Origin of the sequence: Sphingomonas sp. NPDC092440, from assembly GCF_044754985.1 — a bacterium.
Taxonomy (GTDB): Bacteria; Pseudomonadota; Alphaproteobacteria; order Sphingomonadales; family Sphingomonadaceae; genus Sphingomonas.
Genome location: NZ_JBIVQA010000021.1, coordinates 25,056 through 43,598 on the forward strand (window position 1 = coordinate 25,056; position 18,543 = coordinate 43,598).

At 61.6% G+C, this 18,543-nt stretch carries 16 protein-coding genes; 6 read left to right on the forward strand and 10 right to left on the reverse strand.

All coding sequences use genetic code 11. The features are described 5' to 3' along the window. Positions 1-140: 140 nt before the first annotated feature. The 8 genes from ACIQCS_RS22740 to ACIQCS_RS22775 form a co-directional block, all read right to left on the reverse strand. Positions 141-2,795 (reverse strand): excinuclease ABC subunit UvrA, encoded by a 2,655-nt coding sequence (locus ACIQCS_RS22740; protein WP_017980846.1) that lies wholly within the window; start codon positions 2,793-2,795, stop codon positions 141-143. A 22-nt stretch (positions 2,796-2,817) separates the two neighbouring features. After that, the gene (gene uvrB / locus ACIQCS_RS22745; protein ID WP_017980845.1) at positions 2,818-4,794 is read right to left on the reverse strand and encodes an excinuclease ABC subunit UvrB; all 1,977 of its coding nucleotides are present in this window, start codon (positions 4,792-4,794) and stop codon (positions 2,818-2,820) included. A 62-nt stretch (positions 4,795-4,856) separates the two neighbouring features. Further along, on the reverse strand, positions 4,857-6,179 hold the full coding sequence (locus ACIQCS_RS22750) for a DUF3422 family protein (protein WP_021233328.1): 1,323 nt from the start codon (positions 6,177-6,179) through the stop codon (positions 4,857-4,859). Next, complete coding sequence (locus tag ACIQCS_RS22755) at positions 6,176-7,531, reverse strand: NAD(P)/FAD-dependent oxidoreductase (protein WP_017980843.1); 1,356 nt, start codon at positions 7,529-7,531, stop codon at positions 6,176-6,178. Before ACIQCS_RS22755 ends, ACIQCS_RS22750 begins: the two co-directional genes overlap by 4 nt. Then, a complete protein-coding gene (gene fghA / locus ACIQCS_RS22760) occupies positions 7,528-8,358 on the reverse strand; it encodes an S-formylglutathione hydrolase (RefSeq protein WP_017980842.1) in 831 nt (276 codons plus the stop codon). Before fghA ends, ACIQCS_RS22755 begins: the two co-directional genes overlap by 4 nt. Before the next feature lie 147 nt (positions 8,359-8,505). Then, entirely contained in the window at positions 8,506-8,904 is a 399-nt protein-coding gene (locus tag ACIQCS_RS22765; RefSeq protein ID WP_017980841.1) for a VOC family protein, read from the reverse strand. A 51-nt stretch (positions 8,905-8,955) separates the two neighbouring features. Then, positions 8,956-10,065: an S-(hydroxymethyl)glutathione dehydrogenase/class III alcohol dehydrogenase gene (locus ACIQCS_RS22770; RefSeq protein ID WP_017980840.1), complete on the reverse strand. Its 1,110-nt coding sequence runs from the start codon at positions 10,063-10,065 to the stop codon at positions 8,956-8,958. 344 nt (positions 10,066-10,409) lie between these two features. Further along, positions 10,410-11,621, reverse strand: coding sequence for a glutathione-independent formaldehyde dehydrogenase (locus tag ACIQCS_RS22775; protein WP_020486678.1), 1,212 nt, complete (start codon positions 11,619-11,621; stop codon positions 10,410-10,412). A gap of 402 nt (positions 11,622-12,023) precedes the next feature. Between ACIQCS_RS22775 and ACIQCS_RS22780 the strand changes: the two genes are divergently transcribed. Beyond that, positions 12,024-12,698, forward strand: a complete 675-nt coding sequence (locus tag ACIQCS_RS22780; RefSeq protein WP_024310570.1) for an SDR family NAD(P)-dependent oxidoreductase — start codon at positions 12,024-12,026, stop codon at positions 12,696-12,698. Between the two features lie 44 nt (positions 12,699-12,742). On the opposite strand, the gene ACIQCS_RS22785 is transcribed toward ACIQCS_RS22780, so the two are convergent. Next, on the reverse strand, positions 12,743-13,663 hold the full coding sequence (locus ACIQCS_RS22785; RefSeq protein ID WP_017980837.1) for a LysR family transcriptional regulator: 921 nt from the start codon (positions 13,661-13,663) through the stop codon (positions 12,743-12,745). A 265-nt stretch (positions 13,664-13,928) separates the two neighbouring features. Continuing rightward, positions 13,929-14,219 carry a metal/formaldehyde-sensitive transcriptional repressor gene (locus tag ACIQCS_RS22790; RefSeq protein ID WP_017980836.1) on the reverse strand — a complete coding sequence of 97 codons (291 nt, stop codon included), beginning with the start codon at positions 14,217-14,219 and terminating at the stop codon, positions 13,929-13,931. 318 nt (positions 14,220-14,537) lie between these two features. On the opposite strand from ACIQCS_RS22790, the gene ACIQCS_RS22795 reads away from it, so the two are divergent. The 5 genes from ACIQCS_RS22795 (at position 14,538) to ACIQCS_RS22815 (ending at position 18,434) form a co-directional block, all read left to right on the forward strand. After that, a complete protein-coding gene (locus tag ACIQCS_RS22795) occupies positions 14,538-15,956 on the forward strand; it encodes a cytochrome ubiquinol oxidase subunit I (RefSeq protein ID WP_017980835.1) in 1,419 nt (472 codons plus the stop codon). Beyond that, positions 15,953-16,963, forward strand: coding sequence for a cytochrome d ubiquinol oxidase subunit II (cydB, locus tag ACIQCS_RS22800; protein ID WP_017980834.1), 1,011 nt, complete (start codon positions 15,953-15,955; stop codon positions 16,961-16,963). Before ACIQCS_RS22795 ends, cydB begins: the two co-directional genes overlap by 4 nt. Next, positions 16,963-17,079: a DUF2474 domain-containing protein gene (locus ACIQCS_RS22805; protein ID WP_017980833.1), complete on the forward strand. Its 117-nt coding sequence runs from the start codon at positions 16,963-16,965 to the stop codon at positions 17,077-17,079. Before cydB ends, ACIQCS_RS22805 begins: the two co-directional genes overlap by 1 nt. A 67-nt stretch (positions 17,080-17,146) precedes the next feature. Further along, complete coding sequence (locus ACIQCS_RS22810) at positions 17,147-18,043, forward strand: bestrophin family protein (RefSeq protein ID WP_017980832.1); 897 nt, start codon at positions 17,147-17,149, stop codon at positions 18,041-18,043. Between the two features lie 127 nt (positions 18,044-18,170). After that, on the forward strand, positions 18,171-18,434 hold the full coding sequence (locus ACIQCS_RS22815; RefSeq protein ID WP_024310576.1) for a DksA/TraR family C4-type zinc finger protein: 264 nt from the start codon (positions 18,171-18,173) through the stop codon (positions 18,432-18,434). Positions 18,435-18,543: the final 109 nt, after the last annotated feature.

The window sequence follows — 18,543 nt, forward strand, 5'->3', positions numbered from 1 at the left end:
AACTCCCTGAATGGTCGGGCAGGACCATCGCTATCACATCCCAGCAAGACATGGCCGGTGCTCGATCATCGGGATCGCCACACCCCAATCGACAAGACTCACCATAGTCCCACTCCCCCCTGTCGCCGGCGTCCAAGCGGCTAAAGCGCCGCCTTTAGATAAGGCGCGGTCAGGCTGCCTTGCGCTTCGGCAACATCGTGAGGGACGCCGCTCGCGATGATCCGGCCACCATCTTCGCCAGCGCCAGGCCCCAGATCGATCACCCAATCCACCTGTGAAATAGCTCGCATGTCATGCTCGACGACGACGACCGTATTGCCGACATCGACAAGGCCCTGCAGGTGCCGCATCAGCCGATCAGCGTCGGAAGGGTGAAGCCCCGAAGTCGGCTCGTCGAGGATGTAGATGGTGTTGCCACGCTGGGCGCGTTGCAGCTCGGTCGCGAGCTTGATGCGCTGGGCCTCGCCGCCCGACAGTTCCGTCGCCGGCTGTCCAAGCCTCAGATAGCCGAGGCCAATCTCCCGCAGCACATCGAGCGAGCGCATGACGGACGGTTCGCTCGCGAAGAAGTCGCACGCCTCGTCCACCGTCAGCTCAAGCACCTGGGCGATGTTGCGGCCGTTCCATTCGACTTCGAGCGTCTGCGGATTGTAGCGGCTGCCATGGCAGGTCGAGCAGGGCGCATAGACGCTGGGCAGGAACAACAGCTCCACCATGACGAAGCCCTCACCCTCGCACACCGGGCAGCGGCCCTGTGCGACGTTGAAGGAGAACCTGCCCGGGCTGTAGTGGCGCCGGCGCGCCAGTGGGGTGTTCGCGAAGATCTTGCGCACATGATCGAACAGGCCGCTGTAGGTGGAGAGGTTCGAGCGTGGAGTGCGGCCGATCGGCTTCTGATCGACCCGCACCAGCCTGCGCACATGCTCCATGCCCGCAACGATGCGGCCTTCGGTCTCTTCCCGCGCAACATCGAGCAGCGGATCGGTATCCTCCTCCTCGGCAGCCGGCGTGCCGCCGAGTTGTTCCGTCACAAGCTCCGGAAGTGCCTGGCTGACAAGACTGGACTTGCCCGATCCTGAAACCCCGGTGACGGCGGTGAAGCAGCCAATCGGTAGCGCGACGTCGAGCCCGTGAAGATTGTTGCGGGTCACACCTTCAAGACGGAGCCATGCTTTTGCTTCGCGCGGGGTCCGGTCATGGGCGTCAGGTTCTGCGAACAGATAGCGACGGGTGATCGACGCCTCGACGCCGGCAAGCCCTGCGATCGGGCCGCTGTAGAGCACTTCGCCGCCCTTTTCGCCGGCACCTGGCCCCACATCGACCAGCCATTCGGCATGGCGGATCACGTCAAGATCATGCTCGACAACGAACAGCGAGTTGCCCGCCGCCTTCAGCCGCTCAAGGATGGTCAGCAACGCTTCGCCGTCTGCCGGGTGCAGCCCCGCCGATGGCTCGTCCAGCACATAGACCACGCCGAAAAGCTGTGACGACAATTGAGTGGCAAGGCGCAGGCGTTGCAGCTCGCCGGAGGAAAGCGTCGGCGTGCTGCGGTCGAGCGAGATGTAGCCAAGGCCAAGGTCGATCAGCGGGCCTAGCCGTTCGAGCAGCTCGGATGCGAGACGCTGCGCGGCGACCCGCTTCTCATCGGAAAGATTGGGCGTGCGGCGCACGTCAGGCGCTGCCTTGTGTGCCGAGCCTCCCGCCGCGACCCTACGTTCAACCGCCGCATCGCGGGCCGCCTTGCCGAGAACATGGCCCTTCAGGGTCGTCGAGGCGCTACCATACTCGCCATGGGCGACGGGCGTGAGCAAGTCCCGGAGCTTCAGCACCGTCAGGTCGCCAAACTCGGCGATGTCCAGGCCGGCAAACTTCACCGACAGGGCCTCGCGCTTCAGGCGCTTGCCGTCGCAGGTCGGGCAATCGCGGCCGATGATATATTGCGAGACACGCTTCTTCATCAGCGCGCTTTTGGTGTTGGCGAAGGTCTCCAGCACGTAGCGACGGGCGCCGGTGAAGGTGCCCTGATAGCTCGGCTCCATACGACGCTTGAGGGCAACGCGCGTCTGTTCGGGCGTCAGACCCGCATAGACCGGCACCGTCGGCGTCTCGTCGGTGAAGAGTATCCAGTCACGATCCTTCTTCGGAAGATCGCGCCATGGCGTGTCGACATCATAGCCGAGCGACACAAGGATATCGCGCAGGTTCTGGCCGTGCCACGCCGGCGGCCATGCCGCGATCGCCCGATCGCGAATGGTGAGACTGTCGTCGGGCACCATCGTCTCTTCGGTCGCGTCATAGACGCGCCCGATGCCGTGGCAGGTCGGGCAGGCCCCGGCCACGGTGTTGGGGGAGAAGTCCTCCGCATAGAGCATCGGCTGATTGCGCGGATATTCTCCGACGCGCGAATAGAGCATCCGCACCAGGCTGGAGAGCGTCGTCACGCTGCCAACCGAAGACCGCGCATTGGCCGAGCCGCGCTGCTGCTGCAACGCGACCGCGGGCGGCAACCCGTCGATGGCGTCAACCTCCGGCACGCCGGCCTGATCGATCAGGCGGCGGGCGTAGGGCGCGACCGATTCCAGATAGCGGCGCTGTGCCTCGGCATAGAGGGTGCCGAAGGCGAGGCTCGACTTGCCCGATCCCGATATGCCGGTGAACACCACGAAGGCATCGCGCGGAACGTCCACATCAACATTCTTGAGGTTGTTCTGCCGCGCGCCGCGCACTTGTACGAAGCCGGATCGCGGCGCGCGTTCCTTGCCGGGGGTGGTTTGAGGCTCCTGATCCTTGCTCATTCGGTCACTTTCACCCGGCGCGTCACAGATAAATGAACTGACGGTAGAGGCCGTCCAGCTCGCCCCGGATCGTCTCGGCCCGATCCTCTTGGCCGTGATCCACCGCCGCGAGCAGCGCCTGTTCCTTCTCCGTGATCCGGTCGCAAAGCTCGTACAGGTTCTCGCAGAAGGCTTCCGAATGGACCGACGGCTCTTGCCCGTAGGGCTGCGCCGACGCCAGGCCGCGAACCGACGAGAGCGGTGTGACGTCGTTCTCCTCGTTGAAGGCGATCTGGCGCTGTCGCCGGCTCTCGGTCTCATCGATCGCGGCCCGCATCGCCGGCGTCACCATATCGGCGTAGAGGACAGCGGTGCCGTTCACATTGCGCGCGACGCGGCCGATCATCTGGATCAGCGCCTGGGCCGAGCGCAGGAAGCCCGCGCGGTCTGCATCGAAGATCGCAATCAGCGACGCTTCTGGGATGTCGAGCCCTTCGCGCAGCAAACTGATCCCGATCAGCACGTCGAACTCGCCCACGCGCAGGCCCTCGATGATCGCGACCCTATCCTCGACCTTGATGTCAGAGTGCATGTAACGCGCGCGAATGCCTTCGCTTTCGAGGAAAGCGTGCAGCTCCTCGGTCGCAACCTTGGTCAGCGTCGTAACCAGCACGCGCTCATCGCGCTGCGTGCGCTGCGCGATCTCGCGTAGCAAATCGTCACGCGCGCCTTGGGACGGGCGGACTTCCACCTTCGGATCGAGCAGGCCGGTCGGCCGCACGATCTGTTCAACCACCCTGCCTTGCGAGGCCTTTACCTCATAAGCGCCGGGGGTGGCGGACACGAAGATCGTCTGCGGCTTGACCTGTTCGAACTCGTGGAAGCTCAGGGGGTGGCTGTCCTTCGAAGACGGCAGGCGGAAGCCATAATCGATCAGCGTATCCTTGCGGGCCTGGTCGCCCCGGAACATCGCCGAGATCTGTGGGATCATCACATGCGATTCGTCGACGAACAGCAGCCCGTCCTTGGGCAGATAGTCGAGCAGGGTTATGGGCGGGAGCGCAGGGTCACGACCGCTCAGATAGCAGGCGTAATTTTCCATGCCCGAGCAATATCCGACCTCGCGCAACATCTCGGCATCGTTGGTGATGCGATCATAGAGGCGCGCCGCTTCCGTCAGGCGGTTTTCGCTGGTCAGCCGTTCGACCTGCGTTTCCAACTCTTCGAGGATCGCCGTGGCGGCCTTGCGGGCCTGATCTGCGGTCGCCGCCAGAACAGTCTTGGGCGAGACAAGATAGTGATCGGCGCTTTCCATCGGCTTGCCGGTCGCCGCATCGAACCATTGGAGCGACGCGATCACGCCGTTTGCCAAACCGACGCGCAGCGCCTTATATTCCGAATCCGCCGGGTAAATCTCAACAGCGTCGCCATCAGCGCGATAAGTGCCGCGCTTCAGCTTATGCTCGGCCCGATCATATTGCAGGCGCGCCAGGCTGCGGAAAAGCTCTTCCTGTCCCAACCGCGCGCCCTCGGTCAGCGGAACCTGGAGCGCGCGATAATTGTCGGGATCGCCCATGCCGTAGATCGACGATACCGAGGCGACGACGATCGTATCGCGGCGCTCGATCAGCGATTTTGTCGTCGACAGGCGCAACCGTTCCAGATGCTCGTTGATCGAGGAATCCTTCGGAATGAACTCATCGCGGCCCGGCAGATACACTTCCGGTTGGAAATAGTCGTAATAGGAGACGAAATACTCCACGGCGTTTTCAGGGAAAAATCGCCGCATCTCGTCATAGAGCTGCGATGTCAGCGTCTTGTTGGGGGCAAGGATCAAGGTGGGGCGCTTCAGACGATGGATGATGTTCGCCATCGTGAAGGTCTTGCCCGAGCCCGTGATGCCCTTGAGGGTCTGGTGATGTGCCCCCTCTTCGACGCCGGCGATCAGGCGCGCGATCGCTTCGGGCTGATCGCCTGCCGGCGTGTATTGCGAGTGCAGTATGAAAACATCGGTCGACACTGGAAATCCTCCTGCCGGTTTCGCCCCCGGCGCGCGCTAGACGCACGGAGGCGATAAAGGGATCATATCTGCTTTTTTGCGGGCGGCGGTCCATGGTCGCTGTGCGCGTTCCTGATCTGTCGAACGGTCCACCAGACACCAAGGACGGCAAGGGGAACCAGAGCGGCGATCACCAGCTCGGGCGCCACCATGTCGTGAATCCCCGGTATGCCCTTGATGAGATAGGAGAGCAGGCCGATCACATAATAGGAGATCGCCGCGACAGACAGGCCTTCCACGGTCTGTTGAAGCTGCAATTGCAGCTTCGCCCGATTGTCCATCGAGGCCAGCAGATCGCTGTTCTGGCGTTCGAGTTGCACATCGATCCACGACCGCAGCAGCGTGGTCGCGCGCGCCAGCTTGTCGGAGAGATTGGCTTGCCGTTCCTCGATCACGCGACAGGTCCGCATGGCGGGCGCGATCCTGCGATGGAGGAAGTTGCGCCAGCGATAGCAGCCCGGGACGAAGGTTTCGCCGAGCGCTGCAAGCCGCTCCTCGACGATTTCATAATAGGCACGGCTCGCACCGAAGCGGTAGAGGCTGGACGCCGTGTCCGCCTCCAGCTCGGCCGAAAGGTCGGTCAGCCGGGAAAGTAGCCCCTCGCTGTCGCGGCGTGCAGATTTGCGCATCTCGTTGGTGATGGCGGCAAGGCGCTTCTCTATGCTGCGCAGATGCGGCCCCAGCGATTGGGTCAGTGGGATGCCGAGCAGGGCCAGCGTCCGATAGGTCTCGATTTCGAGGAGCCGCTGTGCCAGCGCGCCAAGCCGGATCGGCGTCAAACCGCGATCGAGGATGAGGATGCGGGTTAGCCCATCGGCGTCCTGACGGAAATCGGTGACGATATCGGCCATGCCATCCTCGACGAGCGAATGACACCGGCTGATCGGGTCGAAGCGATCGATATAGGTCGCGGTCTCTTCGGTCCACGTAACAACGTCCAGGCGGACGCCGCAAATGACCGGCCCGGGCGGCGTAAAGCCGTGCTTGAACGGATCTTCACCCGCCAGCTCCCCGGTGCCCGGATCGAGGGGCGCACTCCACAAGTAGGTCGAGAACTCGGTGTGCTTCTCACAGTGCAATTTACCCTGATCCCAGGTCAGGCCATGAAGAGGTGTGTCCTGATCCGGCAGCGGGGCGCCCATCCGGCTCGATATTTCCGCGAGGGTCGCCTTGTCCTTCGTCAGATTGCCCTCGTTCATGAAGGCGAGCTGCACCAGGGCACGCGGCGCATCTATCAGCAAATAAGGGCGCGCATGAACCTCGTCGATGGCAACCCGCCTATTCTCATAGGTGGGCATTCCATAGACAGTTGAACCGCTGTTCTCGGCGCTGCCCTCTTCACTCAATCGCCTTCCCTCCCCTTGTCATGGTCCTGCCCGGCATCGTGCTGAGCGAGATCGCTGTAAGTAATCAGACGCGAGCCACGATATCCTATGCCGTGGGTCCACATCCAGCTTAGTGCAACACTCATCCGATTTTGCGTCCCGATCAGGAAGTAGATGTGGATCAGTTTCCACATCCACCACGCCAGAACACCGCGCAATTTGAACCCGCCCATATCGACGACCGCAAGGCTGCGGCCGATCGTCGCCAGATTGCCTTGATGCCGGTAACGGAACGGTTCCGAAGCATTCTGCCCCTTAAAGCGCTGGCGGATCAGCCGGGCCACATATTGTCCGGCCTGCTTTGCAGCCGGCGCGAGACCGGGCACCGGCTTGCCGTCATACCCGTTCGAGGCTGCGGTATCGCCGATCACGAAAATGTCGGGGTGTCCTGGCACTGTCAGGTCCGGCCCGACGACCACGCGGCCCGCGCGATCGGCTTCAGCGTTCAGCCAGCGCGCGGCGGGCGAGGCCTGAACGCCTGCTGCCCACAAAATCGTTTCAGCGGGAATAGGCACACCGTCGACCACGACCCCATGCTCGGAACATTCCGTGACCGGCTTGCCGAGCTTGATTTCGACACCGAGCTTTTCAAGCGCCTGAGCGGTATAGGCCGACAGATCTTCCGGGAAGACCTGCAGGAGCCGCTGCCCGGCTTCGACCAGCACCACCCGCGTCGCGCGCGGATCGATCGACCGGAAATCGCGCACCAGTGTCAGACGGGCAAGCTCCGCGATCGTGCCGGCCAGTTCGACGCCGGTAGGCCCGCCGCCGATGATAACGAAGGTCTGCAAGGCCGCACGGCGCGCGGGATCGCTCTCGCGCTCGGCTTCTTCGAACGCGACGAGAAGGCGCCGGCGAATGGTGGTCGCATCTTCGAGCGATTTGAGGCCCGGAGCATAAGGCTCCCATTGGTCATGCCCGAAATAGGAATGCCGCGCGCCCGTCGCGATGACGAGTGTGTCATAGCCAAGCGTCGAGCCGTCTTCGAGAACGACGCGCCGGTTGCCCGTGTCCACGCCTTCGACCTCACCGAGCAGAGTCCGAACGTCCTTGCGCTTGGCGAAGAGCGAGCGGATCGGCCAGGCGATCTCCGATGGCGACAGCGACGCGCCCGCGACCTGATAGAGCAGCGGCTGAAAAAGATGGTGGTTGCGGCGATCGACAAGGGTGATGTCAACGCCGCTCCCCGCGAGCCGCTGGACGGTTTCGAGGCCGCCGAAGCCCGCGCCCACGACCACCACGCGATGGCGACCGGAGGCGGGGTCATTGCTGGACGCGATTTCGCGCATGGCCGAGGATGCCGCCGCGCTCATTGGAACAGCGCCTTGGCATGATGGCCGATATGCTCGCCGATGAAGCTAGCGATGAAATAATAGCTGTGATCGTAGCCGGGTCGCAGGTTGAGGATCAGCGGGTGCCCCGCAGCCTCGCAGGCCGCCTTCAGCAGATCCGGGCGCAGCTCGCGATCCAGAAACTCATCATCCATGCCCTGATCGACGAGCAACGGCAGGCGCTCGCTGGCGGACTTGATGAGTTCGATGGTGTCGTAATGCTTCCACCCGGCGCGATCGTCTCCGAGATAGGCCGTCAGAGCGCGCTCGCCCCAAGGCACCTGGCTCGGCGCGACGATCGGCGAAAAGGCCGATACGCTGCGATAGCGCCCCGGATTGCGCAGAGCGGCAACGAGTGCGCCGTGCCCGCCCATCGAATGACCGGCAATCGCCCGGCGATCATCGGCCGGAAATGTGGCTTCGATCAGCGCCGGCAATTCCTCGACGACATAATCGTACATGCGGTAGTGGGCAGCCCAAGGTTCCTCAGTCGCGTTGACGTAGAAGCCGGCGCCCTGTCCCAGATCATAGCTGGGATCGTCGGCCACGCCTTCGCCTCGCGGGCTCGTGTCCGGCGCGACGAGGATGATCCCGTGCTCGGCAGCGAAACGCTGCGCGACAGCCTTCGTAATGAAATTCTGTTCGGTGCAAGTCAGGCCGGACAGCCAATACAGCACCGGCACGCGACCGTCCTTCACCTGGGGAGGCAGATAGACGCCGACCTTCATCGGGCAACCCAGGCTGATCGAGTCATGCTGATAGACGTCCTGCCAACCGCCGAAGCTGGCGTGATGTTCGACACGTTCCATTTTTGTTTCCTTGCTTCGACGGTTGGTGGACGGTGTGGTGATAGGCGCCCTTTTCCTGGCTGTGGTGCGGGGGGAAGCGCCGGCGCCTGTTCCAGCGCCGGCGACAGCCAGTCATAGGGTTGCCGGTATCGCCCTCACCTTCCGGCTTTAGATGAAGGTGTACGAGCAGACCTTGTTGCCCGCCGGATCGCGCAGATAGGCCGCATAGGCACCCGGCAGGTGGCCCCGCGGGCCGGGCTGGCCCTCGTCGGTGCCACCAGCGGCGAGGCCGGCCGCGTGGAAAGCGTCCACTTCGGCGGGCGTCGCGGCGGCGAAGCCGACCGTCACGCCGTTGCTGGAGGGCGCTTCGCCATTGCCGGGACGGGCAATGATGAAAGCAGGCTTTTCGCGGCCGTAGAGCACCCAACCATTGCCGAAGGGGCCGAGGTTCTTGACGCCCAGGGCGCCCAGAGCGGCGTCGTAGAACGCTGCCGACTGCTCGACATCGGCCGCGCCGATGAAGACGTGCGAGAACACGCCGTTGCCGGAGATAACGGGATCAGCCATGATATTCTTCCTTGAGGTTAACTATTGAAATTGAAGGTTAGAGTTGAGGGATCAGTAGTGGATCACGGTGCGGATCGACTTGCCTTCGTGCATCAGATCGAAGGCTTCGTTGATCTCATCGAGACCCATGGTGTGGGTGACGAAGGGCGCCAGATCGATTTCACCCTTCATGGCGTCCTCGACCATGCCGGGAAGCTGGGTCCGTCCCTTGACACCGCCAAAGGCCGACCCCTTCCAGACCCGGCCCGTGACGAGCTGGAACGGACGGGTGGAGATTTCCTGGCCCGCGCCAGCGACGCCGATGACGATCGACTGGCCCCAGCCACGATGCGCGGATTCCAGCGCGGCCCGCATGACATGGACGTTACCGATGCACTCGAACGTGTGGTCGATGCCCCACCCGGTCATCTCGATCAGCACTTGCTGGATCGGCTTGTCATAGTCCTTGGGGTTGATGCAGTCGGTCGCGCCGAACTGACGCGCCAGCTCGAACTTCGTCGGGTTGGTGTCGATCGCGATGATGCGTCCTGCCTTGGCCTGACGCGCGCCCTGGATCGCGGCGAGACCGATGCCGCCCAGACCGAACACGGCAACCGAGTCACCCGGCTGCACCTTGGCGGTGTTGTGGACCGCGCCGATGCCGGTGGTGACGCCGCAGCCCAGAAGGCAGACATGCTCGGGGTTCGCTTCGGGGTTGATCTTGGCGAGCGAGACTTCGGCGACGACGGTGTATTCGCTGAACGTCGAGCAGCCCATATAGTGATAGAGGGGCTGGCCGTTGTAGGAGAAGCGCGTGGTGCCGTCGGGCATCAGGCCCTTGCCCTGCGTTTCGCGAACCGCGACGCACAGGTTGGTCTTGCCGGACAGGCAGAACTCGCACTTGCCGCACTCGGCGGTGTAGAGCGGAATGACGTGATCGCCCGGCTTGACGCTGGTGACGCCCTCGCCGACCTCGACGACGATGCCCGCGCCCTCATGGCCGAGAACGACCGGGAAAATGCCCTCCGGATCGTTGCCGGACAGCGTGAAAGCGTCGGTGTGGCATACCCCGGTATGCGTGACTTTGATGAGCACTTCACCTTTCTGGGGCGGTGCGACATCGATCTCGACGATTTCGAGCGGCTTGCCTGCCTCGAAGGCTACGGCGGCGCGAGATTTCATGTTTGGATCTCCCTCTTTTCTAGAACCGGACCGCCGGTTGCGAGTCCCCGTTTCGATATCTCGATTCGGAGCCAAGCATACTGGCTGGGAGTATGTATAAGATACTCCTAGCCAGTATGCAAGAGGGATAATGTCTGAGGGTGGTGAAAGCGCCCGACAGGGCGTTACGGCTTCGGAAAAGCGCAGCGCCATGGCTGATGCTGCGTTCCAGAAGGGGGCGGCTTGCCGATCCGGGGGGGTGTTAGATCGACAAGCCGGAAGGGGGTGTGCGTGCGGCAAGCAGTCCGCCCCCAACGGCTCAGAATGCCCCCCGACATGACCGGGGGGCATTCCGGGTTAGATGGTCAGGCCGCCACAGAGCCGTGCGGATCGATGACGTACTTGAACGCCGATCCGTCATCGAACTCCTTGTAGGCCGCCGGCGCGTCCTCCAGCTTGATGATCTTCGTGTTCATCATCGGAGTCAGATAGGGCATCCGATCGTTCAGGATGGCCCGCATGAGGGCGTGGTTGTAATTGGCCGTCGGCGACTGGCCTGCCGACATCCGCGGCGACTTGATCCAGCCACTGGCCCAATCGACTTCCATGCTGCCCTTCTTGTTGTCCCGATTCTTGGAGATCGGATTGGGGCAATATACGCCGACCGTGCTGGTCATCCCGCCGAAGCGGACATATTTCAGCAGGGCGTTGGTGACGGCGTTCTCGACGATCTGGTCGGACTCCGCCCCGAACCCGCGACAGTCGAGGCCCACATAGTCGATGACGCGATCGGCCTCGCGCTTGCCGGTGATCCGCTCCAGATGATCTTCGATCGGAATGCCGTCCGACAGGTTGATGGTCTCGACGCCGTGCGGCTTGAGCAGATCGAGCCGCTCCTGAATGAAGTCGGCGACGATGATGGCGCCGGCACCGAGGAGCTTCGCACAGGCGGCGCCCGCGCGGCCGACAGGCCCCGCGCCGAAGATCAGCACATTCTCGCCGACGATATAGGCCGGTTGCGCCGGCCAGTCGGGAGCGGCGAACCCGTGGAACGCGGTCGGCAACACGTCCGAAAGGAGCGTCAGATCACGGATCTTCGCCATGGCCGCGTCCTTGTCGGGGAAAGCCAGCAGATTGAAGTCTGCATAGGGCACGAACAGGTAATCCCCCTGCCCCCCGGTCCATCCACCCAGGTTAAAGCCATAGGCGCCGCAGTCGACTTCGGGGTTGGTGTGCTCGCACACGTCCGAGCGCATGTGCTTGCAGTTGTAGCAGCGTCCGCAGCCGACGTTAAAGGGAACGGACACGATATCGCCGACCTTGATATATTCGACGTCGGAGCCGACCTCGATCACCTCGCCGGTCATTTCGTGGCCCATCGTCATCCCCTTGGGGACTTCAAACGAACCTCGGTAGATGTGAAGGTCGCTGCCGCAGATGTTCGTGGTGACGATCTTGAGAATGGCGCCGTGGGGAGCTTTTTTGCCCTGTGGAGTAATCAGCTCCGGGAATTTGAAGGTGTTGACCTTCATTTCCATCGGTTTCTCGAAGGTTACGATCCGGTTGCCTGTAGCCATCAGATATCTCCTGCGTTTTTTCACGCCCCCCCAAGTATTGACGAGAGTAGGACTTGACACGGATCAACATGCCGCACCGAATTAATTCAGCGCAGCATAGTAGTGTCGTTGCCAGTCTCATCATTACCGTCTTGGCAGAATGGCGGCGCTTCTCCTTCGGAGCAAACTCGAAGATTCTATCCCAAGATCGGAAATTCCTATGACCAAGCTACAGGAGAATGACTGCCGCAATGCAACAAGATGATATATCATATTCCATTGCAGCAAGCATAATGTTTCTGGAAGACAAGGCGCAGTTGAAGTCTATCAGGGTGACGCCCTATGCGCCCGTTCTCTGGACTTGAGTTGTGTTGGCGCAATGGTGCCGGTCTCTCTATCATCCTCTGACAGAAAGGAGTTCTTATGAAACGCGCTATTGTAACAGGAGGATCGGGGCTAATCGGTCAGGCTATATGTTCCGCCTTATTGGATGAAGGTTGGGAGGTGGCATCCTTCGATTTGAAGGAAGGAGCGATCGGTCAACAGATCCATTGCGATCTTGCCAGCGAAGAGTCCGTAGCCGAGGCTTTTCGTGCCCTTGGCTGGGATCGACTGGACTTGCTCGTCAACAATGGTGGGCTTGTTTACGACACATTCATGCAGCTCGGTGACACCTCGCTCGACCAGTGGAACAGCACCATTGGCAGCCATCTGACCGGGGCCTTTCTGATGTCGCGAGCGGCATTGCCCCTGCTCACCGATGGCAGTTCGATTGTCATGATGGCTTCCACCCGCGCGTTGATGTCCCAAGGCATCGACTTTGCCTATGCCGCTGCGAAAGGTGGCATGGTGGCACTCGCGCAGGCGCTGGCGGTGCAACTTGGCGCCAAAATCCGGGTCAATACAATCGCACCTGGTTGGATCACCAATGACACGAATCTGCGCGCCGAGGACGAGGCGCAGCATCCGGTTGGCCGGGTCGGTCGCCCCCAGGACATTGCCGAGGCCGTGCTATATCTGGCGTCCGCCGGCTTTGTTACCGGGCAAACGCTTGTGGTCGACGGCGGGATGACCAAGAAAATGATCTACGTCGAATAGTGGGTCGCGCGACCGTTCATGCTGCGATAGCACGGCATGAACGGTCAGCCCCCTTCGGGTTGGAACTGGCGGTACAGGTCCAGAGCGGCCTCTATCGAGGCCATTGTCTCGGGTGCGCGGACTATTTCGAACAGCGCGGCTGTGGGTGTCGATTTCACCCCATTTCTGGGCATGGCCAATCCAACAGCGGCATCTGCGCCCTCACCTGCGACTTCAACCGCCCGAATGTCGGAAATCCGAGCAAAATAGGTTGCGAGAGATTGCGGAAGGACGGTGGCATATCGCCCACTTGCGATATGGGCAGCGAGAACATCGACATTGTTGGTCCTGATCGACTTTGCGGCACGGTGCCCGAGTCTAGAACGCGCGGCTTTGGGTAGCGCGCAGTCCAAGATGCACAAAGGCAGCTCGGCGACATGATCCCATGAAACCTGTCGCGGGAGCGGGTCGCCGGATGCCTGGAAAACGACGATCCGCTCCCGGTAGAGAAGGTGCGTGTCAAAGTCCTCCTCAGATATGTCTTCGAGATAGACCAGCGCCATGTCCATTTCATGCGTCAGCAAGGCTTTGGTCAGCGACGAGGTTTGCGCTGTGCAAATGCACTGTTCGAGGAGCGGCATCCTTTCAGCGAGGGCAAGGCTGAGGATCGATGCCATGATCGACGTGGCCGACAGCACGCCCAGGCGAATTTGACCTTCCAGCCCACGTTTCTGGGCCGAAAGGTCGCGCTCCAGCCCCTCGCAGTTGCTCTCGATCTTCTTCGCCCAGGCCAGCACAGTCTCACCTTCCGATGTGAGTCCGTCATAACGCCGGCCATGCCGCACGATCTCCACACCCAAGTCCTGTTCGAGCTGCTTGATGCCGGCGGAAAGCGTGGGCTGCGACACGTTGCAGCTCTTGGCTGCCCTACCGAAATGGCCTTCCTGATCGAGCGCAATCAGATATCCGAAATTCTTGACGATCATAACGTGTTCTCATCCAGTTGCGATTTTCCAGTGGAACCACAAATTGCAGTCCCGCAATCAAGTTATGATGCCGGTGGCACGCGAAGCTGAATGAAAATACCAAAGCATGGAACTGGAAAAATGTAGATACGCCGCTTAGGGCGATCTATGAAAATACCAACCCATAAGTCGTACCACGCGAAAATTGGGCGCACCGTCATTATATTGCCGATCGGTAAAAAATTGTTCTTATAAATCTATATACAGGTACTGCGGTTTCTAAGACCTACTTAAGATAGGTTCGCAATATCCGCATTATACCCTCCATGTCGTCGTCGAATGGGCTGGCTCCATTTTCCCCATGCGCGCCGTTGGCGGGGCCGAAGGTCTCACGGAGATGGCCTTCCATCACTTCTGCCATCAACCCGTTGGTGGCGCCCCGCATCGCCACAATCTGTTGGAGCAAAGGGGCGCAATCCGTTCCGGCCTCGATCGCGCGTTCAAGCGCTTCCGCCTGCCCCTTGATGCGACGCAGGCGTGTTATGGCCCGCTTCTTCTCTTCTGGTGAATGTGGCATCGCGCTTTCCTGACTGTTGATATGCACATACTATACAGGGGGGGAGTTTCAACCCTATCCTGTGCCTTGCGCCGCGCTGACACCTCAAATTTCGGCCGAAGCGAGCCTGAACCTTCCCCTACGCCTCCAGAAACATCGAACGCCAGACCTGGGTTCCTACCCCCTTGATACTGGTGGGGAGTATGATATATTGCCGGCCCGATCGGATCGCTGCACCAAAGGAAATGGCGCGCGTCCGGCCCCCAAGCCCTGTGTTCGAATCGCAAAGCCTCTGCAGAGGACAATCGGACGAACATCGGCGGGACAAAACAGGGAGGAATGTTGGTGATTGAGAATCTCGATCCGGTAATCCTGGCCCGGGCGCAATTCGCGTTCACGGTCTCATTCCACTTCATCTTCCCGGCCTTCTCCATCGGCACGGCAAGCTATCTCATGGTGCTTGAAGGGTTGTGGTTGAAGACCGGCAGCGGTGTGTATGCGAACCTCTATCGCTACTGGCTCAAGATCTTCGCCGTCGCGTTCGGCATGGGTGTGGTCTCGGGCGTGGTGATGTCCTACCAGTTCGGGACGAACTGGTCGGTATTTTCGGCCAAGGCCGGTCCGGTCATCGGCCCGCTCATGGCCTATGAGGTTCTGACCGCGTTCTTCCTTGAAGCCGGTTTCCTTGGCGTGATGCTGTTCGGCATCAACAAGGTAGGCAGGGGCCCGCATTTTTTCGCGACCTGCATGGTCGCCGTCGGGACGCTCATCTCGGCGACCTGGATCATTTCCGTGAATAGCTGGATGCAGACGCCGGCAGGCTATGCGATCAATGCCAAGGGCCAGTTCGTGCCCGCAGGTTCGTGGCTTCCGATCATCTTCAACGCGAGCTTTCCCTATCGCCTCGTCCATACCGTCATCGGCGCCTACCTGACCACGGCAATGGTCGTCGGGGCCGTAGGAGCATGGCACCTTCTGCGCGACCGCGCGAATCCCGGCGCGCGCAAGATGTTCTCCATGGCGATGTGGATGGCGGCGCTTGTGGCGCCGATCCAGATTCTCGCGGGCGATCAGCACGGCCTCAACACGCTTGAGCATCAGCCGACAAAAGTTCTCGCGATGGAAGGTCATTATGAGGCCAGCCCCGAGGGCGCTTCGCTCATCCTTTTCGGCCTCCCGAGCAACAAGGATGCGGTGGTCCACGGCAAGATCGAAATCCCCTATCTGGGATCGCTGATCCTCAAGCACGATCCCAAAGCGCCCCTCCCCGGCCTCAACGACTTCCCGCGCGATCGCTGGCCGCCCACGCCGATCGTCTTCTGGTCGTTTCGGATCATGGTGGCGATGGGCCTCGCCATGCTTGGGTTGGGCCTCTGGAGCCTGCTCGCCCGCTGGCGCGGCAAGCTCTATGACTGGCGCTGGCTGCACCGCGCCGCTCTCGCGCTTGGTCCGTCAGGCTTTGTCGCGGTCATAGCAGGATGGGTGACGACGGAAGTAGGCCGACAGCCCTTCACCGTATACGGCCTGCTGCGAACCGCGGAGTCCCACTCCCCCCTGGCCGCTCCGGCTGTCGCGGCGTCCCTCGTCGCTTTCATCCTCGTCTATTTCGGCGCGTTCGGGGCCGGCACCTATTATTTGCTCCGGATGATGGCAAAGCCGCCCGCAGCCGGTGAACCGGAACCGTCCAAGGTGCCGCAACGCGCGGCGGGCATCACGCCGGCAAGCGGCGTCGTGGCATCAACCGGACGGGAGGCATGAACGTGGAGCACCTCGATCTCACCATAATCTGGGCCGGTATCATCGGCTTTGCTGTCTTCGCCTATGTCGTGATGGACGGGTTCGATCTGGGGATCGGCATCCTCTTTCCGAACCTTTCGGTCGGAGGAGAGCGCGATCAGGCAATGAACTCGATCGCGCCGGTCTGGGATGGCAATGAAACATGGCTCGTGCTGGGCGGAGGCGGTCTCTTCGCGGCCTTTCCTCTTGCCTACGCCATCATCCTTCCCGCGACCTACCCGCTCATCATCGCGATGTTGCTCGGTCTCGTGTTTCGCGGGGTCGCATTCGAGTTTCGCTGGCGAGATCCGCGCCATCGTCCCTTCTGGGATGTCGCCTTCAGCTTTGGGTCCGTTCTCGCGGCGTTCTCGCAGGGGATCACGCTGGGCGCGATCCTGCAAGGCGTGCGGGTCGAGGCCGATGCCTATGCAGGGGGATGGCTGGATTGGTTGAGCGCGTTCAGCCTCTTGACCGGCGCGGCAGTCGTGATCGGATATGCGCTTCTAGGCGCGGCCTGGCTGGTCTGGAAAACCGAAGGGCCGGGCCAGGAACGCGCCCGTCGACTGGCATTTTGGCTCGGCGGGGCGACGCTACTCGCGCTTTTCGCCGTCAGTGCGGCGACGCCGTTCCTGACCTATGACTATTGGCGACGCTGGTTTGCGATGCCCGGCGTGCTTCTCACCGCGCAGGTTCCTCTGCTGGTGGCGATCTGCGCTGCAACCTTCTTCTGGAGCCTGAAGCGCGGCGCGGAGCGCCTGCCCTTCATTATGGCGCTTGGCCTGTTCTTTCTCGGTTTCGTTGGGCTGGGGATCAGTATCTACCCCTATGTTGTTCCCCGCGCCGTCACGATCTGGGATGCAGCCGCTCCCCCGCAAAGCCAGCTCTTCATGCTGGCGGGTGCGGCCGTCATCATTCCGATCATTCTCGGCTATACCGCGTGGGCCTATTGGGTGTTCCGCGGTAAGGTCGGCACGCATGGGTATCATTGATGGACGAGCCTAAACCTCTCGGTCGACGGCTCGCCTGGATGGTCTTAATCTGGGCGGCCAGCGTTTTGGCGCTGGGGGCTGTCGCGCAGGTCATTCGCTTCATCCTCAAACCCTGACGGCAGCTCGTTTCGACGAGCTGCCGATGGAAATGCTGGCAAACAGGCGAAGGACATTCCACGGAATATGATCGTTCGATCGCAACCGAGCTTCCAAGATATCATTTTCACCGTGCATGGCTCGATCCTGCCGCGCATCGCACGGAGGCTGGCGGCGATCGCGGTCGTCAGTGTGATCGCCATCCTGGCCGCCCAAGCCCATCCCGGCATTTTCGCGCGGATTTCGACGATCCCTTTCACCCTGATCGGTATCGCGCTCTCGATCTTCATGAGCTTCCGCAACAATGCCTGCTATGCGCGATGGTGGGAGGGGCGGCAGCTTTGGGGCGAGCTAATTATCTCGGCCCGTTCGTTCGCGCGCGAGACATCGCTTCTCCCTGACGAGGATCGGCGCGCGTTGCTCCATAGCATATGTGGCTTTGCCTGCGGCCTCACCGCACGCCTTCGCGGCGAGGATGAAATCGCCGCCATTGCGCCGTGGGTCGATATCGGCCCGGCGACAAAGAGCCCGAACGTCACGAACCTCGTGCTCGATCGTATGGGGCGCAGGCTGCTCGAGCTAAAGCAGACTGGCGTCATTACGCCGATTCACTATGCCGTCGTGGCAGAAGACATGCGATCCTTCGGCAAGGTTCAGGGCGCTTGTGAGCGGATATCCACGACGCCCGTGCCGTTCGCCTATTCTCTGCTGCTCCATCGCACCGCACTTATCTTTTGCGTGATGCTTCCCTTCGCGCTCGCAGGATCACTCGACTGGTGGACGCTCCTGCCGGTGCTCCTCACCGCCTATACCTTTTTCGGCCTCGATGCGCTGGGTCACGAGCTGGAAGACCCGTTCGGCGTCGAGCCAAACTGTCTGCCGCTGTATGCGATGAAGCGGACAATCGAGCGGGATATGTTGTCGCTGCTTGGCGAAGAGGATCTACCCCCGCCACTGGAACCCCATAAATCTGTCCTGAGCTAAATTTGCACACTCCTTGATACTGGTAGGGAGTACCCTATATTCGGGTGCTGTGCTGGATAGTCGCGTGCTTGGCCCATGCGCCCCCGACTATCTGACCCCCAAGGTCAAAATCGAGGAGCTTGTGGCGATGGCAAATGGATGGGCACCCGATAGTGCGGTGCAGGACCAGATTGATGCAACGATCATGGACGCGGTTTTCGCCGCCCGATCGCGTCTGCCTTCCGGCGAGGGTAGCACCGACTGCGAGGTGTGCGGCGACGAAATCCCGGCGAAACGCCGCACGGCCATACCCGGCGTAAGAACCTGTGTCGCCTGTCAAAGCGAACGCGATAAGCGCCCGACCTTCACCGGCATCAATCGCCGGGGCAGCAAGGACAGCCAGTTGCGCTAATTGCGCTAGGGGGCGGCCAACCACGTTATTCGAGCGCCGCTTTAGCGGCGCTTGGGATGAAGGGGGCGCCGCCCCCCTCTGGACAAGGGCTGGACCGTCTCCGCGCGGG

Bases quoted from the DNA above. Each gene is read 5' to 3' on its own strand.
- ACIQCS_RS22740 (WP_017980846.1), bottom strand. From the start codon at position 2,795: ATGAGCAAGGATCAGGAGCCTCAAACCACCCCCGGCAAGGAACGCGCG.
- ACIQCS_RS22755 (WP_017980843.1), bottom strand. From the start codon at position 7,531: ATGAGCGCGGCGGCATCCTCGGCCATGCGCGAAATCGCGTCCAGCAAT.
- fghA (WP_017980842.1), bottom strand. From the start codon at position 8,358: ATGGAACGTGTCGAACATCACGCCAGCTTCGGCGGTTGGCAGGACGTC.
- ACIQCS_RS22765 (WP_017980841.1), bottom strand. From the start codon at position 8,904: ATGGCTGATCCCGTTATCTCCGGCAACGGCGTGTTCTCGCACGTCTTC.
- ACIQCS_RS22770 (WP_017980840.1), bottom strand. From the start codon at position 10,065: ATGAAATCTCGCGCCGCCGTAGCCTTCGAGGCAGGCAAGCCGCTCGAA.
- ACIQCS_RS22775 (WP_020486678.1), bottom strand. From the start codon at position 11,621: ATGGCTACAGGCAACCGGATCGTAACCTTCGAGAAACCGATGGAAATG.
- ACIQCS_RS22780 (WP_024310570.1), top strand. From the start codon at position 12,024: ATGAAACGCGCTATTGTAACAGGAGGATCGGGGCTAATCGGTCAGGCT.
- ACIQCS_RS22785 (WP_017980837.1), bottom strand. From the start codon at position 13,663: ATGATCGTCAAGAATTTCGGATATCTGATTGCGCTCGATCAGGAAGGC.
- ACIQCS_RS22790 (WP_017980836.1), bottom strand. From the start codon at position 14,219: ATGCCACATTCACCAGAAGAGAAGAAGCGGGCCATAACACGCCTGCGT.
- ACIQCS_RS22795 (WP_017980835.1), top strand. From the start codon at position 14,538: ATGTTGGTGATTGAGAATCTCGATCCGGTAATCCTGGCCCGGGCGCAA.
- cydB (WP_017980834.1), top strand. From the start codon at position 15,953: ATGAACGTGGAGCACCTCGATCTCACCATAATCTGGGCCGGTATCATC.
- ACIQCS_RS22805 (WP_017980833.1), top strand. From the start codon at position 16,963: ATGGACGAGCCTAAACCTCTCGGTCGACGGCTCGCCTGGATGGTCTTA.
- ACIQCS_RS22810 (WP_017980832.1), top strand. From the start codon at position 17,147: ATGATCGTTCGATCGCAACCGAGCTTCCAAGATATCATTTTCACCGTG.
- ACIQCS_RS22815 (WP_024310576.1), top strand. From the start codon at position 18,171: ATGGCAAATGGATGGGCACCCGATAGTGCGGTGCAGGACCAGATTGAT.